This is a genomic window from Isoptericola sp. AK164, from assembly GCF_029643425.1.
GTDB classification, from domain to species: Bacteria; Actinomycetota; Actinomycetes; order Actinomycetales; family Cellulomonadaceae; genus Isoptericola; species Isoptericola haloaureus.
In genome coordinates this window covers 3,103,303-3,127,866 of record NZ_CP119106.1, presented here as the reverse complement: position 1 = coordinate 3,127,866, position 24,564 = coordinate 3,103,303, and the positions used below count along the sequence as shown (strand labels likewise).

17 protein-coding genes are annotated in these 24,564 nt (G+C 74.1%); 8 read left to right on the top strand and 9 right to left on the bottom strand.

Annotated features, from left to right (window positions below):
* Positions 1-16: 16 nt before the first annotated feature.
* A complete protein-coding gene (locus PO879_RS14395) occupies positions 17-325 on the top strand; it encodes a DUF1540 domain-containing protein (protein WP_278235553.1) in 309 nt (102 codons plus the stop codon).
* Between the two features lie 99 nt (positions 326-424).
* Here PO879_RS14395 and PO879_RS14390 read toward each other — a convergent pair whose 3' ends face one another.
* Entirely contained in the window at positions 425-1,186 is a 762-nt protein-coding gene (locus PO879_RS14390) for a hypothetical protein (RefSeq protein ID WP_278235552.1), read from the bottom strand.
* Between the two features lie 183 nt (positions 1,187-1,369).
* On the opposite strand from PO879_RS14390, the gene PO879_RS14385 reads away from it, so the two are divergent.
* A complete protein-coding gene (locus tag PO879_RS14385) occupies positions 1,370-5,455 on the top strand; it encodes a sigma-70 family RNA polymerase sigma factor (RefSeq protein ID WP_278235551.1) in 4,086 nt (1,361 codons plus the stop codon).
* Positions 5,456-5,491: 36 nt separating this feature from the next.
* Here the strand turns inward: PO879_RS14385 and upp are convergent, their stop codons facing one another.
* Together upp and PO879_RS14375 are read right to left on the bottom strand one after the other, a co-directional pair.
* Complete coding sequence (gene upp, locus PO879_RS14380) at positions 5,492-6,127, bottom strand: uracil phosphoribosyltransferase (protein ID WP_278235550.1); 636 nt, start codon at positions 6,125-6,127, stop codon at positions 5,492-5,494.
* Between the two features lie 95 nt (positions 6,128-6,222).
* Entirely contained in the window at positions 6,223-7,920 is a 1,698-nt protein-coding gene (locus PO879_RS14375) for a hypothetical protein (RefSeq protein ID WP_278235549.1), read from the bottom strand.
* A 256-nt stretch (positions 7,921-8,176) separates the two neighbouring features.
* Here PO879_RS14375 and tadA point away from each other — a divergent pair, with 256 nt between their 5' ends.
* From tadA to PO879_RS14355, 4 genes are all read left to right on the top strand, one after another.
* Positions 8,177-8,608, top strand: a complete 432-nt coding sequence (gene tadA / locus PO879_RS14370) for a tRNA adenosine(34) deaminase TadA (protein WP_278237556.1) — start codon at positions 8,177-8,179, stop codon at positions 8,606-8,608.
* Positions 8,609-8,798: 190 nt separating this feature from the next.
* Positions 8,799-10,154, top strand: coding sequence for a sensor histidine kinase (locus tag PO879_RS14365; RefSeq protein WP_278235548.1), 1,356 nt, complete (start codon positions 8,799-8,801; stop codon positions 10,152-10,154).
* Positions 10,142-10,801: a response regulator transcription factor gene (locus PO879_RS14360; RefSeq protein WP_278235547.1), complete on the top strand. Its 660-nt coding sequence runs from the start codon at positions 10,142-10,144 to the stop codon at positions 10,799-10,801. The genes PO879_RS14365 and PO879_RS14360 overlap by 13 nt, the downstream gene beginning before the upstream one ends.
* Positions 10,798-11,691 (top strand): DUF4097 family beta strand repeat-containing protein, encoded by an 894-nt coding sequence (locus PO879_RS14355; protein WP_278235546.1) that lies wholly within the window; start codon positions 10,798-10,800, stop codon positions 11,689-11,691. The genes PO879_RS14360 and PO879_RS14355 overlap by 4 nt, the downstream gene beginning before the upstream one ends.
* A 26-nt stretch (positions 11,692-11,717) precedes the next feature.
* On the opposite strand, the gene PO879_RS14350 is transcribed toward PO879_RS14355, so the two are convergent.
* From PO879_RS14350 to PO879_RS14340, 3 genes are read right to left on the bottom strand one after another with little or no spacing between them, the layout of a single operon-like run.
* On the bottom strand, positions 11,718-13,220 hold the full coding sequence (locus PO879_RS14350) for an NAD(P)/FAD-dependent oxidoreductase (RefSeq protein WP_278235545.1): 1,503 nt from the start codon (positions 13,218-13,220) through the stop codon (positions 11,718-11,720).
* A gap of 9 nt (positions 13,221-13,229) precedes the next feature.
* The gene (locus PO879_RS14345; protein WP_278235544.1) at positions 13,230-15,311 is read right to left on the bottom strand and encodes an acyltransferase family protein; all 2,082 of its coding nucleotides are present in this window, start codon (positions 15,309-15,311) and stop codon (positions 13,230-13,232) included.
* A 44-nt stretch (positions 15,312-15,355) separates the two neighbouring features.
* A complete protein-coding gene (locus PO879_RS14340) occupies positions 15,356-16,264 on the bottom strand; it encodes a Sir2 family NAD-dependent protein deacetylase (RefSeq protein WP_278235543.1) in 909 nt (302 codons plus the stop codon).
* Between the two features lie 288 nt (positions 16,265-16,552).
* Between PO879_RS14340 and PO879_RS14335 the strand changes: the two genes are divergently transcribed.
* Positions 16,553-20,287 (top strand): carbohydrate-binding protein, encoded by a 3,735-nt coding sequence (locus PO879_RS14335; protein ID WP_278235542.1) that lies wholly within the window; start codon positions 16,553-16,555, stop codon positions 20,285-20,287.
* Between the two features lie 99 nt (positions 20,288-20,386).
* Here the strand turns inward: PO879_RS14335 and PO879_RS14330 are convergent, their stop codons facing one another.
* The 3 genes from PO879_RS14330 to PO879_RS14320 are packed head-to-tail and all read right to left on the bottom strand — an operon-like array spanning position 20,387 to position 23,436.
* Positions 20,387-22,027: a carbohydrate-binding domain-containing protein gene (locus PO879_RS14330; RefSeq protein WP_278235541.1), complete on the bottom strand. Its 1,641-nt coding sequence runs from the start codon at positions 22,025-22,027 to the stop codon at positions 20,387-20,389.
* A gap of 24 nt (positions 22,028-22,051) precedes the next feature.
* Complete coding sequence (locus PO879_RS14325; protein WP_278235540.1) at positions 22,052-22,822, bottom strand: polyphosphate polymerase domain-containing protein; 771 nt, start codon at positions 22,820-22,822, stop codon at positions 22,052-22,054.
* Positions 22,819-23,436, bottom strand: a complete 618-nt coding sequence (locus PO879_RS14320; RefSeq protein WP_278235539.1) for a DUF4956 domain-containing protein — start codon at positions 23,434-23,436, stop codon at positions 22,819-22,821. The genes PO879_RS14325 and PO879_RS14320 overlap by 4 nt, the downstream gene beginning before the upstream one ends.
* Positions 23,437-23,674: 238 nt before the next feature.
* Here PO879_RS14320 and PO879_RS14315 point away from each other — a divergent pair, with 238 nt between their 5' ends.
* Positions 23,675-24,532, top strand: coding sequence for an SDR family oxidoreductase (locus tag PO879_RS14315; protein ID WP_278235538.1), 858 nt, complete (start codon positions 23,675-23,677; stop codon positions 24,530-24,532).
* The last annotated feature ends 32 nt before the right edge of the window (positions 24,533-24,564 follow it).

Below are 24,564 nucleotides of genomic sequence, written 5' to 3'. Positions count from 1 at the left end.
GACATGAGGAGCGGCCATGACCACGCTGATGGAGATGCCCGAGGTCACCGAGTGTTCGGTGGACGGCTGCAGCTACAACCACGACCACGACTGCCACGCGGGTGCCGTCACCATCGCCGGGGTCCCCGGCGACGCCGCCTGCGCGACGTTCATCCCGCTGGGCACCAAGGGTGGCCTCGACAAGGTCGTCGCCCACGTCGGCGCGTGCCAGCGCCTCGACTGCGTGCACAACAAGGATCTCGAGTGCTCGGCCTCGTCGATCCGCGTCGGCGCCGGTCCGCAGGACGACCGCCACGCCGACTGCCTGACGTTCAGCCAGGCCTGACGGCGGCCCGCACCACGAGAGCCCGGACGGCACCAGCCGTCCGGGCTCTCGTCGTCAGGTAGGCGATCCGTGCGGCGGACGCCCCGGCCGGCGTCGTCGTCAGCGCCGCAGGTGCTCGAGCAGGTTCAGCGCCGCCGCGTGGTCCTGCGGCAGCCGCTCCATCCACACCCGGACCGGTCGCCGCATCGTCTCGGCGACCCCGAGGATCTGGGCGTTGCGCTCGATGATGCGGCGCACGCTCTGGGACAGGCGGGGGAGGTCGGGCGTGCGTTCGCACAGCACGGTGAAGACGCCGTCGCTCAACGAGGCCATGGGGTGCCCGTCGCCGAAGACCTGGTCCAGCGTCCGGCCGACCGAGGCGGCCCGCGCCATGCGCTGCCACGGGTCGAGAGCCTCGACCGCGACGTCGACGACGACGAGGCAGTGCGAGTCGGTCACCGCGGCGGTGTCCCGCGCCGCCCGGCCGTAGGTCTCGCGGAGCCGTTCACCGAGGTAGTCGGCGGTCGGCAGGCCGGTCGCCGGATCGCGCACCCCGCTCAGGGTGGGGCGACCGTCACGGCCCTGCACCCAGCCCAGCGCCGCGCCGCGGACCACGTCGACGTCCACGGGGGCGCCCACCGTGCGGTACAGGCAGGCGACGTCCTCGAGGGTCTCGTCGAGGCCGATGCCGGCGGCGCTGCGTGCCCCGCCGAGGCGGTGCGCGGGAGCCTCGGGCGACCTGCCGTCGATGATCGCCTCGACCACGGCGTCCACCGCAGGGTGGTACCAGTCGCCCGGGCGCAGCCAGACCTCGGTCAGGCTCATGGTGCGCCAGCGTTCGCGCGTGTCGACGGCAAAGGTGTCGCCGGTGGGCAGGCTCATGCTGATGTGACTCCCATGGGCTCCCACTATGACGCAGAAACCCGACCTGCGGGTGGGTGAAACGTGCTACTCCATGATTCACCCGGTGAGGGCTCGGCGACGTGCGGGTCGTGCGGCTAGAGTGTGTCTGTCCCGTGTCGATGCGGGTGCAGTGGCCGACAACAGGGCGAGAAGCGGACGATCGTGACCGACGTCTACGTGGGATCAGGCGGAACAGCCCCCAGCGACGGGGAGCTGATCCTCGAGGTGCGCGGAGGCAGCCTCGACGCGTACGGCGCCCTCTACGAGCGGCACAGCGGTGCCGCCCGGGTCCTGGCCCGGCAGTACGTCCGGTGCGACGGCGACGCGGACGACGTCGTCTCCGACGCCTTCCAGCGCGTCCTCGGCATGCTGCAGCAGGGCAACGGCCCCGACACGCACTTCCGCGCCTACCTCTTCACCGTGGTGCGACGCCTGGCCGCCGACGTCGCGCACGGTGCACGCCGGACCCGCCCGACGGCCGACGACGGCACCTTCGAGCACGCCCTCGGGCCGTCGGCGTCGCCGGAGGACCCGGCACTGGCCGGGTTCGAGAACTCGGTGGTCGCCCGCGCCTACGAGTCGCTGCCCGAACGATGGCAGGCCGTGCTCTGGTACACCGAGGTCGAAGGGCTCTCCCCGGCCGAGGTCGCGCCCATCCTCGGGCTGACGCCGAACGGCGTCTCGGCGCTGGCCTACCGGGCTCGAGAGGGTCTGCGGGTCGGCTACCTGCAGCAGCACCTGAGCAGCGAGCCTGCCGACTCGTGCCGGGTCGTCAACCCGCTGCTCGGCGGGTACGTGCGCGGCAGCCTGGCCCGCCGCGAGGTCACCAAGGTCGACCGCCACCTCGAGGTGTGCGCCGAGTGCCGCACGCTGGTGCTCGAGCTCGGGGACGTCGCCCACGGCATGCGGGCCGTCGTGGCCCCGCTCGTGGTGGGCCTGGCCGGCACGGCGATCCTCGGTGCGCTCCCGCTGGGTGCGGCGACGTTCGGTGCCGGTGCGGGCGCGGGCGCGGGTGCCGGGGTCGCCGGGGCGGGGGCCTCCGGAGCGGCCGGCACGGGCGCTGCCGCGGGCACCGGGACCGGTGCTGCGGGTGCTGCGGGAGCCGGGACCGGTGCTGCGGGCGCCGGCACGGGGACGGCGGTCGGGACCTCGGCCGCCACCGGCGCTGCGGGCGCAGGGGCCACCGGAGCCGGTGCCGCCGGCGCAGGTGCGGGAGCTGCCGGTGCCGGTGCCGCGGGGGCGAGCGCGGGGGCCGGTGCGGGAGCTGCCGGGGCCGGTGCGGGAGCTGCCGGGGCCGGTGCGGCGACGGCGGCGAGCACCACCGCGGCCGGGGCCACCACGGTGACGCTCACCTCGGCCGGGACCGCGACGGCCGCGACGGGGACCGCGGCGACGGCCGCCGGAGCCACGGCTGCCGGGGCCACCGCCGCCGGCGTCTCCGGGGCGACGGTCGCCGCGTCCACCGGGGCCGTCGCCGCCGCTACGGTCGGCGTCGTCTCCGTCCTGGGCGCGATCGGCGACGCGGACGTCTCGCAGGAGATCCCGGACGGCCCGCTCCTGGCCGTCGAGTCGACGCCCTGGCCCACCACCGACGGTGACGAGGCCGCGGCATCGCCCGCGCCGAGCCCGGAGCCCAGCGAGGACCCCACCGACCCGGCGAACCTGCTCGTGGACCCGTCGGCGCAGGACGAGCTCGGTGTGGTGGACCCGGCGGTCGTCAGCGTGCTCGTGCCGCAGGCCGCCGAGGAGCTCCAGCCGCGGGCGACCGAGTACCTGACCTTCCAGGTGACCAACCCGGGCGGGCGTCCTGCCGTCGACGCCCACGTGCGGCTCACCCTGCCGGCCGGCATGCAGCACGCCCGGGCCGCGACCGTCCGCGGTGCCGCGCCGGTGCCGCGCCCCCTGACGCTCGAGACTCTGCCCTGCACCGCGACCGCGCAGCCGCAGGAGGTGCTCTGCCGGCTCGGCACCATCGAGGCCGACGAGCTCGCCACGGTGCGGGTGCCCGTGTTCGTGCGCGACGGCGGCTCCTACGACGTCGTGGCCGAGGTCTGGGCGGAGGGTCTGGAGGCGCGCCGGCTGGCGCTGCCGCCCACCCGCGTCGACATGTTCGGCCCGGAGCTGACGACGCGGGCCGCCGACGTCGAGGTGGCGGCCAACCCCGGGCTGGCGGCTGTGCCGTTCTCGGTCCGCAACACCGGGGACCAGGTGACCGCCGAGGACTGGGCCGTCCGCGTCCGCGTCCCGGCCGGCCTCGTCCCGCACTCGGTGTCCGGGGGGCTGGGGTGCGAGGTGGCCGACGTCGGCGCGTGGCTCTGCACCGGCGGTGCGCTGCAGCCCGGCGAGGTCGTCGAGGCGACCGCGACGGTGGTCGCCGACGGCCGCACCGCGGCGGGCGCCTACGCCGTCGCGGTCGAGCCGACGGCGACCGACGGCCCGACCATCTCCTCGGCGTCCTCGGTCGAGGTGCCGAGGGGCTGGGCCGGGGTCCTCGCCGGGGTCGGCGGGATCCGGGCCGAGTGCCGCGCCACGGGTGGCGTCGGCGAGGCCGACGCGGTGGTGATCGGCAGCTACACGAACACGACGGGGCGGACGGTCACCGCGGTGCTGCGTGCCGCCGGGTCCACGGCGTCGAAGAACCCGGAGCTGGCACCGGGGGAGCGGGCCACGCTCACGGTCCCCGACGGTCTGCGCGTGCCGGCGGGCAGCGGCTCGTGGACGGTCTCGACGACCGTGGCGGGCGTGACCTACAGCCGCACGGTGGGCTCCGGGACGCACGGCGCGGCCGAGTGCTACGACCCGCGCTGGGACGTGGAGACCTCCGCTCGGGTGGTCAACGACGGCGGCCGCGTGACGGTCCAGGGCACGATCGTGAACCATGGCGACGAGCCGATGCAGGCCGGGATGTCGGCGCTCGGGTCCGAGGCCGACCGCATCCGGCTCGACGCCGGCGAGCGCAGCACGTTCTCCGTCGCCACCGGCAGCACCAGCACGGACGCGGGCGAGGTGTCCTTCGACCTGTACCGGTGGGTCACCGACGCCGACGGGGACCAGCCCGCTGCGGGCGTCGTGCCGGCCACCACGCCGACCGCGACGTTCCCGGCGGCGACGATCTCCCCGGCGGCGGGCAAGGTCGTGCCCGCCGGTGCCTGCCGCTACGACCCGGTCGCCGAGACGTCCACGCGCACCTTCACCGTCCCGCTCGACAACCGGGACTCGACGCTGCCGGTGGTGTTCACGATCGATCTCGGCGACCACGTCGAGGAGGTCCGGCTCGCCGGCGGAGAGTCCGCCCGGGTGGACGTGGACGTGCCGTGGGGCACCGGCGAGGCGGAGGTCCTGGCCGACGGCCGGCCGCTGGCCACGGTCGACCTGGAGTTCGCGGGCTGCTCGACCGCCCCGGACTGGCCGGACGCCGAGGTCGAGGCGGCGCCGCAGTGCGAGGGTGGCGACGCGCGGCTCGTGGTCGACGTGGTCGCCGACGGCGGGCGCACGTGGCGTGCGACGCTGCTGCGCGACGGCGACGCGGTCACGACCCGGAAGCTGCCGGCCGACGGCGCGGTCCGGTTCGTCGACGCCGCCGGCGGGGCGCGGCTCGATGCCGGAGCGGTCACGGTGCGCCTGACCCGGACCATCGAGGGCACCGCGTACTCCGTGCAGCGGACGGTCGAGCACGAGGGCACCTCGTGCATCGTCGTCGCCCCCGGGGCGTCGCTCGACGAGAGCGCTGTCCAGATGGACCGCTACGGCGACTACGCGAAGTCCTGGCGGGAGGTCGGCGTCGTCCTCGACAACACCGCGTCGACCGTGGACGTCGTCTTCCACGTCCACGGTCCCCGAGGGCTGGACACCGACGTGGCGGTGCCGGCCGGGACGACCCGCACCGTCGAGCCGCGACGGATCGACGGCCGCCAGGGCGGACGGTGGACCGTGTCCGCCGGGAGCTGGTCGACCGCTCTCGAGGCCGACACGTTCACCGCCGCCGAGGCCGGCTGGTGCAGCCCGCGCATCGCCTGGGGCGAGCACTACGAGGCCGGTGACGTGCGCTCCTGGAACGGCTTCGACTACCGCTACGAGGGCTGGGACGACGAGGGGCTGCCTGCGGCGGACCGGAGCCGGGCTGCGGAGAAGAAGGGGCGCGGCCAGGGCGGCGCCGACGAGTCGTGGTACGACGCCGCCGAGTGGGAGGGCGTCTGGATGGGCCAGTGGCGCCAGTGGGAGCGGGTCGGGCTCTGCGAGTACCGCTGACCCGGCCCGCCCGGACGTCCCGGGTCGGGGGCCGGCTCAGACCACGCCGTAGAGGCGGTCGCCCGCGTCGCCGAGTCCCGGCACGATGAACTTGTGCTCGTTGAGCCGCTCGTCGACGGCGGCCACGACGACCTGGACGTCGGCGCGTTCGCCGATCGCCTCCTGGACGACCTGCAGCCCCTCGGGCGCGGCCAGCAGGCACACCGCGGTCACGTCGCGGGCGCCGCGCTCCAGGGCGTAGTCGATCGCCGCCACCAGCGTGCCGCCGGTCGCGAGCATCGGGTCCAGGAGGAAGACCTGCCGGTCGGTGAGGTCGTCCGGCAGCCGGTTGGCGTACGTGACGGCCTCGAACGTCGACTCGTCGCGCTGGAGCCCGAGGAACCCGACCTCGGCCGTCGGCAGCAGCCGCGTCAGGCCGTCGAGCATGCCGAGCCCGGCGCGCAGGATCGGGATGACGATCGGGCTCGGATGGCTCATCCGGACCCCGGTGGTCGTGGTGACCGGGGTGATGATCTCCTTCGGCTCGGTCCGCACGTGCCGGGTCGCCTCGTAGGCGAGCAGGGTCACGAGCTCGTCGACCAGCAGCCGGAAGATCGGGGACGGCGTCGACTCGTCGCGCAGCACGGACAGCTTGTGGGCGACGAGCGGGTGGTCGGCGATGTGCAGGCGCATGGTCACACGGTACCGGGAGCGCCGGGCCTGGCGCGGCACGTGCGACGGGCCCGGCCGGTCGTGCCGGCCGGGCCCGTCGGGCGGTCGTGCGGGGGTCAGCCCCGGTGCAGGCGGCGGCGTGCGACGAACAGGCTCACGCCCGCCGCCACGAGCAGCGCGGCGACGCCGGCGACCACGCCCACCGTGGCGCCGGTGCGCGGCAGCTCGGCCTCGGGAGTGCTCTCGGCGACGGTCTCCGCGGGGACCTCGGTGCCGTCGTCCGACGGCGGGTTCGCGCAGGTGTCCGACGCCGCCGGGTACTCGACGACGGTCGAGTGGTCCGGGTTGACCTCGAACAGCACCCGGACGCCGTCGCGGGTCCAGGCGTAGTTGCCCTCGGTCTCGACGTAGGTGCCGTCCTCCTGGAGCTCCCAGCCCGGCCACTGCAGCGGCTCGGTGGTCGACGCTCCGGGCCACACCACGCGTCCGGCGAGCGGCTGGTCGGTGAGCACGACGTCGTCACCGTCGCCCGGGTGGAGGAACGTCACGGTCAGCGGCGTCTCGCCGTCGGCCTCGACGCCCTCGGGCAGGTTCACCTCGTAGGCGAGGAACGGGACCTCCCCCTCGCAGACGGCGGCGACGTCGCCCGGCACGAGCTCGCACGACGTGTCGGTGAAGGTCCCGTCCACGGGGTAGCGGGCCGTCGTGTCGTCGACCGCGGTGTACCCGTCCGGCAGGTCGCCGAAGACGGCGCCCTCGGCGGCCGTGGCCACGACACCCTCGTGCGTGGAGGAGTAGGTGACCTGCTCGCTGTCCTGCGGGACGACGAGATCGTCGTTGTCGGTGCCGCAGACGTCGACGACGGTGGGCGGCTCGGGCACGACGAGGACCGGTTCGACGTCGCACTCGGCCCCGGTGAACGCGAAGGTCCACGAGGTCTGCGCACCGTCGGCGAGCACCACGCCCTCCGCCGGGGTCGCCGTGACGACGGCCTCGGAACGGTCGTCGCTCCAGGTGGTGGAGTAGTCCGCGAGCTCGGAGGAGGGGAGGTCCACGCGGGCCTCGGCGTCGCACTCCTCGACGGGGGTGGGCGCGGGCAGCGTCACCGGTTCCGGCGCGTCGCACGCGGGGACCTCGACGAGGTCGGTCAGGTCGTCGTGGCGCCAGTCCACGAGGTGGCCGTCGAAGCCGCCCTCCGGCCAGACGATCTCGAGGGGGATCTCGAACCCGTCCGTGACGTCGGCGACGTCCTGCTGGACGCCCCAGCCCGTGCCGCAGACCTCCTGCGGGAGCTCCTCGACGGGGAAGTCGTCGGCGTCCCAGAAGCTGTGGCCGTCCCGCTGGACGATCAGCTCCTGCGGACCCGAGTTGTGCCACGCGGCCGGCTGGTCCGGGTGCACCTTCTCGTACAGGTACAGGCCGGTGACGAGCTCGTCGGCGGGCTCGACGTCGGTGGTGCAGGGCTCCGTCAGCCCGGACCACTCCCGGTCCCACTGGTCGTCGTCGTGGGCGTCCACGTCGACGTGCCAGGTGTGCGCGACGCTGTCGTCGAGCGTGAACGTCGCGGCGTAGCTCGACGTGAAGGTCGAGTCGTCGCGGGTCTCGTCGTCGACGGTGACCGTGACCTGCGCGCCGGAGTAGTAGCGCAGGTCGACCGCGAGCGAGTCGCAGGTGGCGTCGATGTCGGGGGTGTGCGCGGAGGCGGGTGTCGCGGTGGCGACGAGGAGCCCTCCGAGCGCGAGCGTCGTGGTCGCGACGCTCGCGAGCAGCTTCTTCACGATGGTGATCGATCCCTTCGGCAGGACGGCGCGCACGCACGGTGCGCGGGAAGGAAGAGGGGGACGAGGGACATCACACCACCAGTGCGGAGAAAAAGGAACAAAAGGACCAGGAATCATGAACCGGACGCGGACATTTCACCCTCTGCCGTGCGGGGCCGGTCGGCTCTACGCTGGCCGGGGACGACGACGAGGAGGAGCCGTGGACGAGCGTGGCCTGGCCCTGCCGTGGGCGGAGGACGCCTTCCCGCCGCGCACCCTGAACGAGCGCCGCGCCGTGTGGGGGCACCTCATGGGCGTCGCGCTGCACGAGGCGACCCACGCCCTGGCGACCAACGACGTCCCGGTCGGCGCCGTCGTCGTCTCCCCGGACGGGAGGCTGCTCGGGCTGGGGCACAACCGCCGCGAGGAGACCGGGGACCCCACCGCCCACGCCGAGGTGCTGGCGCTGCGGCAGGCCGCCGTGAGCTGGCGGGAGTGGCGGCTGACGGACTGCACGCTCGTGGTCACCCTGGAGCCGTGCGTGATGTGCGCGGGCGCGCTCGTCGCGGCCCGTGTCGGGCGGCTGGTGCTCGGCGCCTGGGACCCGAAGGCGGGGGCGACCGGGTCCGTGTGGGACATGGTGCGTGACCAGCGCGCCCTGCACGAGGTCGAGGTGATCGCGGGCGTGCGGGCCGACGAGTGCGCCGCGGTGCTGCAGGAGTTCTTCGCGGCCCGTCGCTGAAGGACCCCCGCCCCCCGGTCGCTGTGGGCGTGAAATCTGCAGCTCTGGAGCGCTCGGGGCTGCAGATTTCACGCCCACAGCGGGTGGGGGACGACGGGGACGGCGGGGTGCGGAGGTCGGGACAGCCCTACCGTGGGGACGTGGGTCCTCCGCATTCCCTGCCGCCGCGCGCCTGCCTAGTGTCGAGGACATGACCAGCACAACTGCGGCACCGCGCGACACCGCGCCGGCCGTCACGAGCCTGCCGGGACTGCTGCGTGCACCCTGGGCGGCGGCCACGTGGCGGGGCCTCGCCCAGCTCGCGCTGGGTTACCTCTGGCTCGTCTCCGTCGGGCTGGTGGTCTTCGACCTCGTGCTCGTGGCGGTCTCCCTGGTGCCCGCGCTCGGGCTCGGGCTCCTCCTGCTGCCGCCGACCCTGTGGGTGGCCCGGTGGTTCGCCACCGCCGAGCGCGCTCGCCTCGCCGCGCAGACCGGCGTCGCGCTGCGCGACCCGGGACGACGACGCCCGACCCGGCCCGGCTGGTGGGGGTGGACGAAGGCCGAGCTCACCGACCGGCGCGGCTGGCTCGCCACCGCGTACACCCTGGCCGGACTGGTCGTGGCGACGGTGTTCCTCACGCTCGCCGTGGCCGCGGCGAGCGGCGCCGTCGCCGCCGTCGTCCTCGGGGTGCGCCGCGTGGCCGACACCGACCTCTCCGCGCTGTGGGCGCTCCCGATCGCCGTCGTGCTCGCCTGGCTCGCCGCGGTCCTGGCCCAGCTCGGCAACCTGGCCACCACCGCGCTGGCCCAGGCGATGCTCGGTGTCTCCCCGGCGGCCGCGGCGCGCTCCGCCCAGCGTGCCGCCGAGGCCGAGGCGCGCGCTGCGGAGACCGACGCCGACACGGCCCGCCGGCGTGCCGTCGAGCTCACCGCCACCCGAGCCGCCGCTCTGGAGGCCGCCGACGCGGAACGACGCCGCATCGAGCGGGACCTGCACGACGGCGCCCAGCAGCGCCTCGTCGCCCTCGGCGTTGCGCTCGGCTCGGCCCGCCGGTCCGCCGACCGGGACCCGTCGGCCGCGGTGGCGGCCGTCGAGCACGCGCACACGGAGGTCAAGGAGACGCTGGCCGAGCTGCGCGACCTCGTGCGCGGCATCCATCCCGCGGTGCTGGCCGACCGCGGCCTCGACGACGCCCTGTCGGCCCTGGCGGCCCGCAGCCCCGTGCCGGTCCGGGTGGAGGCCGGCCCCGACCTCGACAGCGCGGGGGCCGGGGTGCAGGCCGCCGCCTACTTCGTCGTCGCCGAGGCGCTGACCAACGTCGCCCGGCACGCCGGGGCGACCCGCGCCCACGTGCGTGCCACCGTCGTCCCCGGGCCCGGGACCCCGGGGCCGGACCGCCTGCTGATCGAGGTGTCCGACGACGGCCGCGGCGGTGCCGAGGCACGGTCCGGTTCCGGGCTCGCCGGCCTGCGGGGCCGGGTCGCCGCCCTGGACGGCACGTTCGACCTGACCAGCCCGCCCGGTGCGGGGACCCGCCTGCGAGTGGAGCTGCCGTGCGCATCGTGATCGCCGAGGACTCCGTCCTGCTGCTGGACGGACTGACCCGGCTGCTGCAGACCGAGGGGCACGACGTCGTCGGCCACCGCACCGCCGAGGAGATGGTCGCCGCCCTCACCGAGCCGGGCGCCACGCTGCCGGACCTGCTCGTCACCGACGTGCGGATGCCGCCGTCGCACACCGACGAGGGGCTGCGCGCCGCGGTGCACCTGCGCAGCCTGCACCCCGAGCTACCGGTGCTGGTGCTCTCGCAGTACGTCGAGCAGCGGTACGCCGCCGAGCTGTTCACGCACGGCACCCGATCCGTGGGCTACGTGCTCAAGGACCGCGTGGCCGACGTCGACGAGTTCCTCGACGGCGTCGAGCGGGTCGCGGGCGGCGGCACCGTCCTCGACCCCGAGGTCGTCTCGCAGGTGCTCGCCCGCTCCCGCCACGACCTCGACGAGCTGACCGCCCGGGAGCGCGAGGTCCTCGGGCTCATGGCCGAAGGGCTGTCCAACACCGCGATCGCGGACCGGCTCGTGGTCGGGTCCGCGGCCGTGGAGAAGCACGTGACCAACATCCTCACCAAGCTGGGGCTGCCCGTGGACGCGGACACCCACCGCCGCGTCCTGGCGGTGCTGCGCTGGCTGGACCGGAACGGAGACGCACGATGAGCCACGACCTCTCGACCACGCAGCCGCGACGCAGCGGCGCCGCCCGGGTGCTCCTCGCCCTCGGCCTCGCCGTCGGCGTGCTGATGGTCGTCTGGGGCGCCCTGCACGTGATCGACTGGGCGCTGTCCGAGACACGCACCAGCCAGGAGTCCTACGACGCCGCCGAGCAGGTGGAGCTGGTCGCCGACGGCGACGTGACCGTGCGGGCCGACGACGGCGCGACCGACGTGAGCGTCGAGGTCGTCTCCCGCGGAGGGCTGGCCACACCGGAGTACACCGTCTCGACCGGCGACGGGTCGCTGGTGCTGGAGAACACCTGCCCGGACCGGGTGTGGTGGTCGTGGACGTGCGCCGGCGAGCTGCACGCCGTCGTCCCCGCCGACACGGTGGTGAGGGTCGACACGGCGAACGGCGAGGTGCGGGCCGAGGGGCCAGCCGGCGCCGTCGACCTGCGGACGTCGAACGGCGACGTGGTCGCGACGGACCTCGGCGGGTCGTTGGAGGCGCGCACCTCCAACGGCGAGATCGAGGCGACCCGGGTCGGCGGGGACGTCGACGCGCAGACCTCGAACGGCCGGATCGACGTCGCCGACGTGGCCGGCGGGGCCGTCGCCCGGTCCTCCAACGGCGACGTCGAGCTGCGGGACGTCGGCGGGGACGCCGAGGCGAGGACCTCCAACGGCGAGGTCGACGTCGCGGGTGCCGGGGGCGACGTCTTCGCCCGGACGAGCAACGGCGACGTCGCGGTGGTCGGCGACGGCGAGCCGGTGGCGCTGACCATCGAGACGTCGAACGGGCAGCAGATCATCGAGGGGCCCACCGACCCGGCGGCCTCGCGGAGCGTGGAGATCCACAGCTCGAACGGGGACGTGGCCTACCGGGCGCCCTGAGTCGTCGAGGGCCCGCCTCCCCGTGCTCAGAGCGCGGGGACGCGGATCCCGAAGACCTCGTACGCCGCCCGGCGGGCCGCGTGCCAGCCGGACATCCCGTGCACGCCGGGGCCCGGCGGCGTCGACGCGGAGCACAGGTACACGTGCCCGGCCTGCCGGTACGGGTTCGCCGCGGCGGTCGGGCGGGCGATCATCCGCCACAGGCTCGTGCGCCCGCCCGCGATGTCGCCGTCGACGAGGTTCAGGTTGTGGCCCGCCAACTCGGCCGCGGGGGTGCACCGCGTCGCGACGACGGCGTCCCGCACCCCGGGGGCGAACCGCTCGAGCTGGGCCAGCACTGTCTCGGTGACGTCCACCGTCGACCCGGACGGCACGTGCGTGTACGCCCACACCGGTCGCCGGCCCCCGACCTCGCGGTCCGGGTCGACGACGACCGGGTCGCTGACCAGGCAGACGGGCGCCTCCGCGTGCTCCCCGGCGGCGACGGCGGACTCGGCGCGCGCCATGTCGGCCCGGGTGCCGCCCACGTGCACGGTGCCGGCCCGGGCGACCTCGGGGTCCGCCCAGGGGATCGGTCCGTCCGTGACCAGGTCGACCTTGGCGGCGGCGTTGCCGGTGGGGAACCGCGACAGCGCGCGGTGGCAGGTGGGGAACAGGGCGTCACCGATGACGTCGACCAGGGTGCTGGCGGGGGTGTCGAACAGGTAGACGTGCGCCGAGGGCAGGTCGGTGCAGACGCGCACGGGATGGTCGGTGACCACCGTGCCGCCGTGCGCCTCGAGGTCGGCCAGCAGCGCCGCCGCGATCGCCCCCGAGCCGCCGCGCGGGATCGGCCAGCCGCCGTCGAAACCGCCGGGGGCCGTGGCCTCCGAGGGGGTGCCGTCGGGCGTGGCGTGCGCGAGCGCCCCGAGCAGCAGCGCCGTCCCCGCGGCGCCGAGGGACGGCATCGGGGCGATGGTGTGCGCCGCGACGCCGGTCAGCAGCGCGGCCGCCTCCTCGGTGCGGAACCGCGCCCCCCACGCCCCGGTGCCCTGCTCGAGCATGGCGGCGCCGAACCGGGCCGCCCCCAGCAGGCCGCCGACGTCGGACACGCCCCGCGGCATCGACCGCTTGTCGCTCATCCCCACCGCGACCACCGCCTCCCACCGTGCGGCCAGCGGACCGAGCAACGACCGCCACGCCCCGCCGTCGGACCCCAGCCGCTCGGCCGTGCGCTCCAGGTCGCGGTAGGCGATCCCCGCGCGTCCGTCGGGCAGCGGCTGGGCGTAGGAGACCTCGGGGGTCAGCAGCTCGACCCCGTGGGCGGGCAGGTCGAACGCGCGGAAGAACGGTGACGCCCACGCCATCGGGTGCACGGCCGAGCAGACGTCGTGCCGCAGCCCGGGCGACAGGTCCAGGTCGAGCGTGCGCGCGCCGCCGCCGGCGGTCGACCGTGCCTCGAGCACCGTCACGGACAGCCCGACCCGGGCCAGCGTCACGGCGGCTGCCAGCCCGTTGGGTCCTGACCCGACGACGACCACGTCCTCCATGCAGGCAGCCTAGGGCGAGCGGTCGAGCCCCGCGCGCACGGCCCCGGTCACCTCCGGGGCGAGGGTGCGGGCGAACGTCGCCGTGAGGTGCCCGTGGTCGAAGTACGCCGTCACCCCGCCGACGACCGGGTGGCAGACGTCGTCGCACATCAGGTCCTCGACGCTCGTGACGCTCACCGCGCCGGTGGTGTCGGCGCTCGCCGCCGCGGCCAGCGGGTCCGGCTCCAGCGCCGTCGCCGGCGGCGCGCCGCAGGCCTCCGCGTCCCGGTGGAGCTGCAGGCACTCGGGGACGTTCTCCGGCATCGCGGGCGTGTCCCGCAGCACGACGACGCCGATCCCGGCGTCCGTGAAGGCCGCCAAGGTCTCGGCGTAGGCCTCCTGGGCCACCGCCTCCTGGTCCGACGGCGCCACGCCGGCCAGCGGCTGGTTCGTGCGGTCGGACATGACCACGAGGTCGTAGTCGCCGGCCACGACGCTGTCCACGGCCCACCGGTTGATGTCCCGGCAGGCCGCCGACTCCGACGCGTCGGGGAAGGCCAGCGGCCGGTCCACGGTGTAGCAGACGGACTGCAGGTAGGTGTCGAGCCGCCAGCCCTCGGTGTCGATCGCGTCCTGGAGCGCCGGCAGCCAGTGCCCGGCGTGGGAGTTGCCGACCAGGGCGATCCGCGCCGTCGGGTCCTCCTCCTCGCCGTAGGTGCAGGTGTTGCGCGTGGTGAAGGGGGCATTGTTCCAGCAGCCGTCGGCGTACACGGCCGGCTTGTCCTCGGCCGCCGCCTCGGGCGGCCACACCAGGCCCGGGTCGTCGCAGGTGTCGTCGCGCACGACGGCGGCACCCACGCAGGGCGCGGCCGCGGCGACGGCGGCGCGGGCCTCGGTCACGGCCTGGCGTTCCGCCGCGACCGCCTGCTGCTGCACGACGACGGCACCTCCGCCGACCACGACGACGCACCCGGCCAGCAGCACGAAGGTGGCGGCCAGGCGGCGGGTGAGCAGCGGCTGCCAGCGCAGGCGCTCCTCGACGTGCCGCCGGGACAGGCCCGCCAGCACCAGCGTGGCGGCGAGGACGGCCACCATGTCGAGCGCGGTCAGGTCGCGTCCGATCGCGAACGGCACGATGACCACCAGCGGCCAGTGCCACAGGTAGGCCGAGTAGGAGCTGTCGCCGAGCCACTGCGCGGGCCGCCACCGCAGCAGGGCGCCCGGTCCCGCGCGGGTCTCGTCGGCGTCGGCGGCGATGACGAGCAGGGCGCCGACGGTCGGCAGCAGCGCCGTGTACCCCGGGAACGCGGTCGCGGCGTCGTAGGTGAGGACGGCCGTGACGATCATCGCCAGACCGAGCCACGCCGTCGCCGCCCGGAGCCCGTCGTGGCGCAGCAGCGCGCTGGACGCCCCGGCGCGGAGCGCGAGCACCGCCGCGAGCAGGCCACCGAGCCCGAGCTCCCAGAACCGGGTCGTGGAGACGAAGTAGGCCGCGGCCGGCTCGGTGCTCGTGGCCCACACGGACCAGCCGAGAGAGGCCGCGACCACCGTCGCGGTCAGCCCGACGGCGAGCACCGCCGTCGGGCGTCCGCCGTCGCGGCCGGCGCGTCGGCTGCGACGCAGACCGAGCCAGGCGACCGCGGCGAACAGGATCGGCCACAGCAGGTAGAACTGCTCCTCGATGGACAGCGACCAGTAGTGCTGCACGGGGGAGTGGAGCTCCTCGGCCGCGAGGTAGTCCGTCTCGGTCGCGGCCAGCACCCAGTTCTCGACGTACAGCGCCGAGGCGAGCACCTCGCGGCCGACGGACGGCAGCGTGGTGACGGGCAGCCAGACGGCGGCGGCGAGCAGCGTGGCCAGCAGCACGAGGCTGGCCGCCGGGATGAGGCGGCGCACCCGGCGTCCCCAGAAGTCGAGCAGGTCGCGGCCGCTGCGGATGGGGCGGCGCAGCAGGTGGCTGGTGATGAGGAAGCCGGAGACCACGAAGAACACGTCCACGCCGACGTACCCGCCGGTGACCGCGGCGGGCCACAGGTGGAAGCCGAGCACCGCGGCGACGGCGACGGCCCGCAGACCCTGGATGTCGGTCCGCGGGGAGGAGGGTGTGGACACGCGTCAGAGCATCTCATCCGCTGCTGGGAGCGGCTCGGTGCTCCTCAGAGCAGATCGGCGAGGGCTGTCAGCGTCTCGGTCGCCCCGGCGTCGACCTTGACGGTGGCGAGCGGGTCGCCGCGGGTCTCGCCGCGGTTGACGATGACCACGGGCTGGCCGTTCTTGGCCGCCCGACGCACGAACCGCAGCCCGCTCATCACGGTCAGGGACGTGCCCGCCACGAGCAGGGCGTCGGCGGACTCCACGAGCGCGAACGCCCGGTCGACCCGTTCGCGCGGCACGTTCTCGCCGAAGTAGACGATCTCGGGCTTGAGGACCCCGCCGCAGAACTCGCAGTCGGCCGGGTGGAAGTGGGAGGTCTTGGCGATGACGGCGTCGGCGTCGGGGGCGACCTCGATGTCGGCGACGGTGGTGCCGCCGTCGAGCACGGACTCGACGAATCCCGGGTTGAGCGCGTCGAGGCGTTCGGCGAGGTGGGACCGGCTGATCGTGCGGCCGCACTGCAGGCAGATCACGGAGTCGTAGCGTCCGTGCAGGTCGATGACGGTGCGCTGGCCGGCGTCCTCGTGCAGCAGGTCGACGTTCTGGGTGATGACGCCGCGCACGATGCCCCGGTCCTCGAGGTCGGCGAGGGCGCGGTGCCCGGCGTTGGGGTGGGTGCGGTGCACGTGCTGCCAGCCGACGTGGTTGCGGGCCCAGTAGTGGCGCCGGAAGTCCGCGTCGCCGACGAACTGCTGGTACGTCATCGGGTTGCGCGGCGGCGAGTCGGGGCTGCGGTAGTCGGGGATGCCGGAGTCGGTGGAGATGCCGGCACCGGTCAGGGCGGTGACCGTGCGGCCGTCGAGAAGCCGCGCGGCGTCGTCGACGGTCCCGTGGTGGATCACCGCGTCCGGCGGGAGCTCCCAGCGACGGTCCTGGTACGTCGGGGCGAGCAGTCGGACGGCGGGTTCCACCCCTCGAGAGTACGACGGCGGGTCCCGCGGCGCGGTGGGTCGCGTCACCGTGGCCCTGTTGCCCCGGTCACCCGGCTGTCCCGTCACCCAGCTGCCTGGTCACCCGGTCGCGTCGAGCGTCTCTGTTTCTCAGGAGTCAGCCCGGGATTCCTGAGAAACAGAGACGCTCGACGGCGTGACGTGTCTTGACGACTCTTGACGACGTCATCGGAGAACGGTTACCGTGACTAGAAACCGGTTTCTGGCGTCGGTCGACGAGGTCCGACGCGCATCTCGACGAGGAGATCCATGACACCGACAGGCAAGCGCATCCGCTCGTCGCTGGCCGTGCTGACGGCCGCGGCCCTGACCGCGACGGGGGCGGTGACCGCAGCCGCGGTCGGACCCGCCACCGCCCTGAACGCCGACGACCTGACGCCCGGCGACTTCACGGCCGACTTCGTGGCCACCGAGGACTTCACCGTCCGGGCCACCGAGGCCAAGAAGGTGACCGTCGGGGACACCGACCGCCTCTCCGATCGGGGGGAGGTCTACACCCAGCGGCTCAAGCTCAACGGCTCGGGCAGCGCGGAGTACCGGTCGATCCACTTCACCGCCACCGAGCCGACCGAGCTCGTCGTCCAGACCCGCAGCAGCTCCGGCAGCAGCGACCGGGTCCTGGCGCTGCACGACGCCACCGGCGAGATCGCCCAGATCCCGGCGCTCGCCGACGACAGCGGCGAGCCGATCGTCACCGAGACCGTCGACATCCCGGCCGCCGGCGACTACTTCCTCACCTCCCCGAGCTCGGGGGTCAACGTCTTCTTCGCCCAGCTCGGCGCGAGCGACCCGGTCGAGCGGGCGCCCTGGGCCGACGTCGCGGCGCCGGTGGTCGACGGCATCGCCCTCGACCCCGCGGACCCCGCGGACCTGGAGGTCGACTACACCGGCCTCCTCGGCGACGATGGCGGCGACGTCGCCTACGCGACCCTCTACGACGCCTCCGGCGCGAAGGTCGACCAGGCGATCACGGGCGAGGACGGACCCGGCGGCACCCTGACGCTCACCCCGCCGGCCTCCGGCGACTACGAGGTCGAGGTGCGGCTCACCCGCGCCGGCGAGGGCGAGCCGAAGACCTCCGCGCGCGTCGGGTTCGACGGCTTCTCCCTGCCGCTGGTCGGACCGGAGATCACCGGGGCCCTGACCTCCGCCGTCGACGGCACCGACGCCACGGTGAGCCTCGAGTGGACCGCCACCGACGAGGCCGAGACCTACTCCGTCGAGACGAGCCAGGGCGGGGCGGACTTCGCCACGGCCGTCGACGGCGTGACCAGCACGGCCGTGGACGTGCCGGGCCTCACGGCCGGCGCCACGTACCAGGTCCGCGTCGTGGCGCACCGCGGTGCGGACGCGGCGGCCGGTCCGGCGACGGACGTCGAGGTCGCCACCTCCGTGGAACGCTGGCAGATCGCCGACGTCGGCTCCAACGCCGGCTCCGGGGGTCAGGTCGTCGACCACGGCGACGGCACGATCACCTTCGACGCCAAGGACAGCTCCACGAAGTTCGCGAGCTCCGAGGACGGCTTCCAGTACTACTTCACCGAGATCGACCCGGAAGAGGAGAACTTCACGCTGAACGCCACCTTCGAGGTGGTCGACGGCTCGACGAAGGACAACCAGTCCGGGTTCGGCATCATCGCCATCGACGACCTGGTCGCCGAGTCCTCCCCGCACCGCTACTTCAACTCCGCGGGCGCGGTGGTCACCCGCTACAACGGCGGCACCGACGACGTCGTCAACGGCACCCCGGGCGCTCGGTTCGTCCAGGGGTACACGGGAGCCACCGACGACAACACCGCCGGCTCGCGCGACGACAGCGACTCGGAGGAGTTCGACCCCGACTACCGCCCCGAGATCACCTCGGGACCGAAGTTCGCCGAGGGCGACGTCTACGAGTTCACGCTGCGCCGGTCCAACACCGGCTTCCACGCGATCTGGCGCGGCGCCGGCGACGGCGGCGAGGACATCGAGGTCATCCAGTACGACCCCGAGATGCTGCTGCAGCAGAACGCCGACACCTTCTACGTCGGCATGGCCACGGCCCGCAAGATCGTCGTGGACGTCACCTCGTGGGACTTCACCACGATCCACCCGGACGACGACGAGCCCGCCCAGGAGCCGCCGACGGAGTACGTGCCGACGAACCTGTCGGTCGACGTCACCCGGACGACGCCGGAGCAGCAGCTCGACGTCCCGCTCGTGGCCGACTTCCACGGCACCGGGCAGATCCTCGACGCGGCCGGTGACGTCGTCGTCGACGGCCTGGAGCTCGTCCCCGGCGAGCAGGCCCTCGGCACGGTCGATCTCGAGCCGGGCGTCAACGAGCTCACCGCGCGGGCCACGCCGGAGGGGGACCAGCCGCAGCTCGGAGAGTACGAGGAGCTGGAGTCGTTCGACCCGGTCGACGTGCCCGTCACGATCACCGTGGACTCCTACGGCGAGCCGGGCGAGTCGATCTGGGTCGCGCCCGACGGCACCGCGGACGGCGCGGGGACGCAGGACGACCCGCTGGACATCCACACCGCGGTCGACTTCGCGCAGGCCGGTCAGCAGATCGTGCTGACGGGCGGCACGTACACGCCGCAGCACAACATCGTGGCCGAGCGGGGCCGCGACGGCACCGAGGGCGCCCCGATCACCCTGATGTCCGAGCCCGGCGACCGTGCCGTGCTGGACCTCGGCGAGTCGCCCGACGGCGGCCTGGTGATCCGCGGTGACTGGTGGCACGTCTACGACCTGGAGATCACCGGGTCGGCCGACAAGGCCAAGCCGATGCTCGTCCAGGGCCACCACAACGTCGTCGAGCGGGTGGAGTCCCACCACAACAAGGACACGGGAATCCAGATCTCGGGGCTCTCCGCCGAGCCGCCGTCGATGTGGCCGTCGCACAACACGATCCTGTCCTCGGTGTCGCACAACAACGCGGACACCGGCGGGAACGACGCCGACGGGTTCGGGGTCAAGCTCACCGTCGGCGAGGGCAACGTGCTGCGGTACAACATCGCCCACCACAACATCGACGACGGCTGGGACCTGTACGCCAAGTCCACCACCGGCCCGATCGGCACCGTCGTCGTCGAGGACTCCGTGGCCTACGCCAACGGGTTCCTCGAGGACGACCCGACGTGGACCGGCGAGGGCAACGGGTTCAAGCTCGGCGGCGAGTCCATGCCGGGCGACCACCTGCTGCGCAACGCGCTCAGCTACGGCAACCTCGCCACCGGCGCGACGTCGAACTCGGGCCCGGACGTCCGGCTCGACGGCGTCACCACCGTCGACAACGAGCGGGGCGTGCGGCTGGAGACCAACGCCGGCACCACCGCCTACGAGGCGAGCGGCGTCATCTCCTGGCAGAACCCGGACTCCGACGCCCTCGGGCTGAAGCAGGACGACACGTCGCTGCTGACGGACCCGTCGAACTACTTCGACGGCACGACGGCGGACGCGTCCGACGGGCGGCCCGCCTCCGTCGGCGCGGACTGGTTCGTCTCCGTCGACGCCTCGGCCGTGACGCCGGAGATCGCGGCGGACGGCTCGATCGAGATGCACGGGCTCTACGAGCTCACCGACGTGGCGCCGTCGGACACCGGGGCGCGGTTCACGCCGAACCCGGACCCGACGACCATCGAGCTGCTGCCCGAGGTGTCGGGCGGCGAGCCCGGTCCGAGCCTCTGGTACGCCAGCGCCGTCTACGTGGCGGGCGACGTCGTGCAGCACGAGGGCACGGTCTACGAGGCCCGGTGGTGGACCCGCAACCAGGAGCCCGGTGCCTCCGCGTGGGGCCCCTGGACCGAGGTCGGCTCCGCCGAGGCCGCTCCGGCGGTCGCCGAGTGCGTCGAGTCGTGGGACGCCTCGACGGTGTACGTCGGCGGCGACCTGGTGTCGTCCGACGGCGTCACCTACCGGGCGCTGTGGTGGACTCGCGGGCAGGAACCCGGCGACAGCGTCTGGGGCCCCTGGACCGCGGTGGAGCAGTGCGCCTGACCGCGAGGTAGGCCACCTCCGGCCGAGGTAGGCACGATCCCTGCGAGGTAGCACCGTGAACGGAGCTACCTCGCAGGGATCGTGCCTGGGCGCCTCGTCTCAGGCGCCGTCGCCGGGCATGGAGCCCTCGGCCGGGGGCTGACCCCCACCGGGTCGGCCCCCGCCCCCGGGCATCTCGCGGTCACCGGGCGCGCCGCCCCCGCCCGGGCCCATCGTCGTGGCGATCGACTCCACGGCGGTCGCCGTGCCGACGTCGGTGCCGTCGACCTGCACGGTGTAGCTCTGTCCGGCGACGATCCCGTCCGCGGTGAGGTGGAGGGAGGACAGCGACTGCCCGGCCGCGACCGAGGCGACCTCCTGGCCGTCGGCGTCGAGCACGGTGATCGTCGACCCGGCGTCGGCCGAGCCGTCCAGCGTGAGCCAGCCGTTCGCGCTCGTCACCGTGCCGTTGGCGTCGACCGGGCCCTCGCCGCCGTTCGCCGCCGCGGCGATGACGATCTCGCCACCGGTCACGTCGATGACCCCGTTCGAGTCGAGGCCGTCACCGCCGGCCGCCACCGTCACGGACCCGCCGGTGACCGTCAGGGAGGCGCCCGCCTGGACGGCCTCGCCGCCCCCGCCCCCGCCGGGGCCGGCCATCTCGGTCGACTCCTCGGTCGAAGCTGCGTCCTCGGTGTCGTCGTCGGCCTCCTTGACCGTCGCGTTGAGCCCGTCGTCGGACGAGGTGATGTCGACGGTCCCGTCGGAGATCGCGATGACCGCGGCCTCGAGGCCCTCCTCGGACTCGGTGACGCTCAGCGTCCCGCCGGCGACCGCGACGTCGGTGAAGCCCTGCACGCCGTCGGAGCCCGCCGCGACGGTCACCTCGCCGCCCAGCAGCGCGACGTACCCGGCGGTGGCGTCCGAGTCCTCGTCCGACTTCAGGCCGTCGCCGCCGGCGGTGACGTCGATCGTGCCCCCGGTGACGACCAGGTAGTCCTTGCCTCGGACCGCGTCGTCGACCGCGTCGACCGTGATGTCGCCCGCGGTGATCGCCAGCCCGTCCTTGCCGGTGATGCCGTCGTTGCTGTTGCCGACGACCTCGAGGGAGCCGGTGCCGGAGATCGCCAGGTCGGCGGTCGAGTACAGGGCGGCGTTGGCCGCGTTGTCGCTCTCCGTGTCCGCGTACTCGGAGGCGTCCTCGAGCCGGTTCGTCGAGCCGTCGGCCAGCACCACCGACACCTGGTCGGCGTCCTGGACGTCGATCGCCGCGCCTGTGGAGGACGTGATGTCCGCGCCGTCGAGCACGAGCCGCACCACGCCGTCGTCCTCGGACTCGACGACGACCTGGCCGGCGAGCTCACCGGACAGCCGGTAGGTCCCCGGCTGGGTGATGGTGACCGTGTCACCGTCCACCTCGACCCCGTCGGCGGCGCTCGGCGAGGACAGGTCGATCGCGATCTCGTCGGCGGAGTCCCAGGAGCTGTCGGCCAGGGCCACGGTCTCCGAGGCGTCGAGGTTCTCGGCGAGCACCTCCGCGGCCGTCAGGCCGGCGGAGGAGGCGGTGAGGACCGTGGCGTCGTCGGAGGATGTCGAGTCCTCGGTGGTGGTCGAGCTCTCGGAGGTCGTCGCTGCGGCCGACTCCTCGGAGGTGGTGCTGCAGGCGCCGAGCGCGCCGACGGCCAGCGCCGCGGCGGCAGCTCCTCCCAGGGACTTCGACCAGGTCGAACGGGTCCAGCGGGGCAGGGTCTTGGGGTTCATGAGAGTCCTCTCGGGTGGTGCGTCTCAGGCGGCCAGGCGCTCGCGGCGCAGGCGTCGCCAGGGATGGTCGGGCAGGTCGGGGCGCAGGACGGCGAGTCCCGTCGCGTACTTGGAGATGCGGTCGGGGCGGTGGCCCGATCGCCACAGGAGACGGTCGACGGACGACGGCGCGGTGCCGGCCTTGGTCTCGACGACCACCAGGTCGCCGATGTCGGCGCGGTCCCGGGCGCCGTCGTGCCCGCCGCCGTCGGACGCGAGGTGCCGCCACGTCAGGGCGGTGTCGAGCGTGACGCGGGCGTCCGGCGTCAGCAGGGTGGTGCGCCGGTAGCGCGAGCGCAGCACCGGTGCCAGCCCGGACGACGGCGGGGCGGCCAGCCGGGCGGCCGCCAGCCGGTCGTCGACGAACTCGACGGCGTCGTCGTCGAGGGTGCACGCCGCGGGGTCGGCGGGGCACCGCTCCTTGACGGTGACGCCGCGCGCGGCGCGGGTCTTGACCTCGAGGAACGTCCCGCCGGTGTCGACGTAGGTGCGCGTGCGGACCTTGAACCGCCGCCGCCGACGGCGCGCGGCCTGGTGGAACGTCACGAGGTCGGGGGTGTCGAAGTAGGTCGAGGAGTAGGTGAAGGTGCGGGTGTCGCCGATCTCCAGCGCCCGGGTGGACGGGTCGAGCGCAGCCAGGAGGCCGCGGGTCTCGTCGGCGGTGAGGACGTACTTGCGGTCGACCCGGGTCTGCAGCGCGGCCTCGGCGTTCAGCTCGTCGAGGGTGACCGGCGCCAGGTGCTCCACGGTGCTCATCGGGTCGTCTCCAGGGCGCGGGGCCGCTCGGCAGCGGCCGGTGCCGCCGTCGGGCGTGCCGCCGTCGTGCCCGGGGCGACCCGGTAGCGGACGTCGACGACGGTCGTGTCGTTGGCCAGGTCGAGCTTGACCACCGAGGCTCCGAGGATCCGGGCGCCGAGGAGCTGTTCGAGGTGCTCCACGAGGGTGTCGTGTTCCGGCAGGGCCCGGTCGACGACGATCTGGGCGGTGCGGTGCCGGGCGAAGAGCCGAGGGTGGTCCGCGACGGCCATGACCAGGACGACCAGGCCCATGCCGGCGACCGCCAGCCAGCCGACCGAGGATCCGAGTCCGCCGAGCAGTCCGAGGGCGAGGGCCGCGAAGTAGTAGGCGACCTCGTGCTGGGACAGCTCGCGGGACCGCAGCCGGATGATCGACAGCACGCCGAAGAGGCCGAGGCCGAGGCCGGCGCCGACGCTGCTCTGCGCGAGGACCGTCGCCACGGCCAGCACACCGACGTTCACCCCCAGGTAGGCGACGACGAGGTCGCGGCGGCGGTGCCGGGGGAAGTAGAGGGCGAACACGAGGATCGTGACGGCGAGGGCGTCGATCGCGTAGAGCAGGGCGGGTGTCATGGTGCTCCCGGGACGGGGACCGCTGGGTCCGTGGGTGGGTAGGTGACCTAGTCGACCCTGTCGAGCCGATGTAGCCCTGTGACCTGCCTGCCGACTTCCTGGGAGTGCTGGGGATCTCCTGGACGGCGGTGTCCCGCACGGCGCCCGCGGTCGCCGGACTCCGACGTCGCACCTAGCGTGGCCAGAGGCCGCGCCCCGACCCGGGGCCCGGCCGCCCCGACCGACCAGGGAGGACCCCATGGCCGAGAACGCCTTTCCGCCGCAGCAGCAGGAGCCGCCGGGCTGGACCGCGCAGATGGACCCGGTCCCGGACCACGGCGAGGACTCCTACCGGGGCAGCGGCAAGCTCGCGGGCAAGTCGGCGCTCATCACCGGGGGCGACTCGGGGATCGGCCGAGCCGTGGCGATCGCGTTCGCCCGCGAGGGCGCCGACGTCGCGATCGGTTACCTGCCCGAGGAGCAGGAGGACGCCGAGGAGACGGCGCGCTGGGTGCGCGGGACGGGTCGGACGGCGGTGCTGCTGCCCGGTGACCTGACCGACGAGGCCACGGCGCGGGCGCTGCCCGGCAAGGCCGCGTCGGAGCTGGGCGGTCTCGACGTGCTCGTCAACAACGCCGGCTTCCAGATGGCGCGGCGCGAGTCCTTCGAGGACGTCACGACCGACGAGATCGACCGGATCCTCAAGACCAACCTGTACGCGCTGATGTGGGTGACGCAGGCAGCCCTGGAGCACCTCAACGAGGGCGCCAGCATCATCAACAACTCCTCGATCCAGGCGTACCAGCCCTCGACGTCCCTGGTGGACTACGCCTCGACCAAGGCGGCGATCAACAATCTCACCGTGAACCTGGCCGCCGAGCTGGGGCCGCGCGGGGTGCGGGTCAACGCCGTGGCGCCGGGTCCGATCTGGACGCCGCTGCAGCCCTCGACGCAGCCGGAGGGCAAGCTGGAGGCGTTCGGGCAAGACACCCCGTTGGGTCGCGCCGGGCAGCCGGCCGAGGTCGCCCCCGCGTTCGTGTTCCTGGCCTCCTCGACCGACGCGAGCTACGTCTCGGCCACGGTGCTGGGCGTCACGGGCGGCAAGCCGGTCTTCTGACCAACGTCGGTCGTTGTCGGTGTGGGCGTGCA

Coding starts and splice junctions, on each gene's coding strand:
- PO879_RS14330 (WP_278235541.1), bottom strand. CDS start 22,027: ATGAACCCCAAGACCCTGCCCCGCTGGACCCGTTCGACCTGGTCGAAG.
- PO879_RS14350 (WP_278235545.1), bottom strand. CDS start 13,220: ATGGAGGACGTGGTCGTCGTCGGGTCAGGACCCAACGGGCTGGCAGCC.
- tadA (WP_278237556.1), top strand. CDS start 8,177: ATGGGCGTCGCGCTGCACGAGGCGACCCACGCCCTGGCGACCAACGAC.
- PO879_RS14315 (WP_278235538.1), top strand. CDS start 23,675: ATGGCCGAGAACGCCTTTCCGCCGCAGCAGCAGGAGCCGCCGGGCTGG.
- PO879_RS14335 (WP_278235542.1), top strand. CDS start 16,553: ATGACACCGACAGGCAAGCGCATCCGCTCGTCGCTGGCCGTGCTGACG.
- PO879_RS14325 (WP_278235540.1), bottom strand. CDS start 22,822: ATGAGCACCGTGGAGCACCTGGCGCCGGTCACCCTCGACGAGCTGAAC.
- upp (WP_278235550.1), bottom strand. CDS start 6,127: ATGCGCCTGCACATCGCCGACCACCCGCTCGTCGCCCACAAGCTGTCC.
- PO879_RS14395 (WP_278235553.1), top strand. CDS start 17: ATGACCACGCTGATGGAGATGCCCGAGGTCACCGAGTGTTCGGTGGAC.
- PO879_RS14355 (WP_278235546.1), top strand. CDS start 10,798: ATGAGCCACGACCTCTCGACCACGCAGCCGCGACGCAGCGGCGCCGCC.
- PO879_RS14320 (WP_278235539.1), bottom strand. CDS start 23,436: ATGACACCCGCCCTGCTCTACGCGATCGACGCCCTCGCCGTCACGATC.
- PO879_RS14390 (WP_278235552.1), bottom strand. CDS start 1,186: ATGAGCCTGCCCACCGGCGACACCTTTGCCGTCGACACGCGCGAACGC.
- PO879_RS14365 (WP_278235548.1), top strand. CDS start 8,799: ATGACCAGCACAACTGCGGCACCGCGCGACACCGCGCCGGCCGTCACG.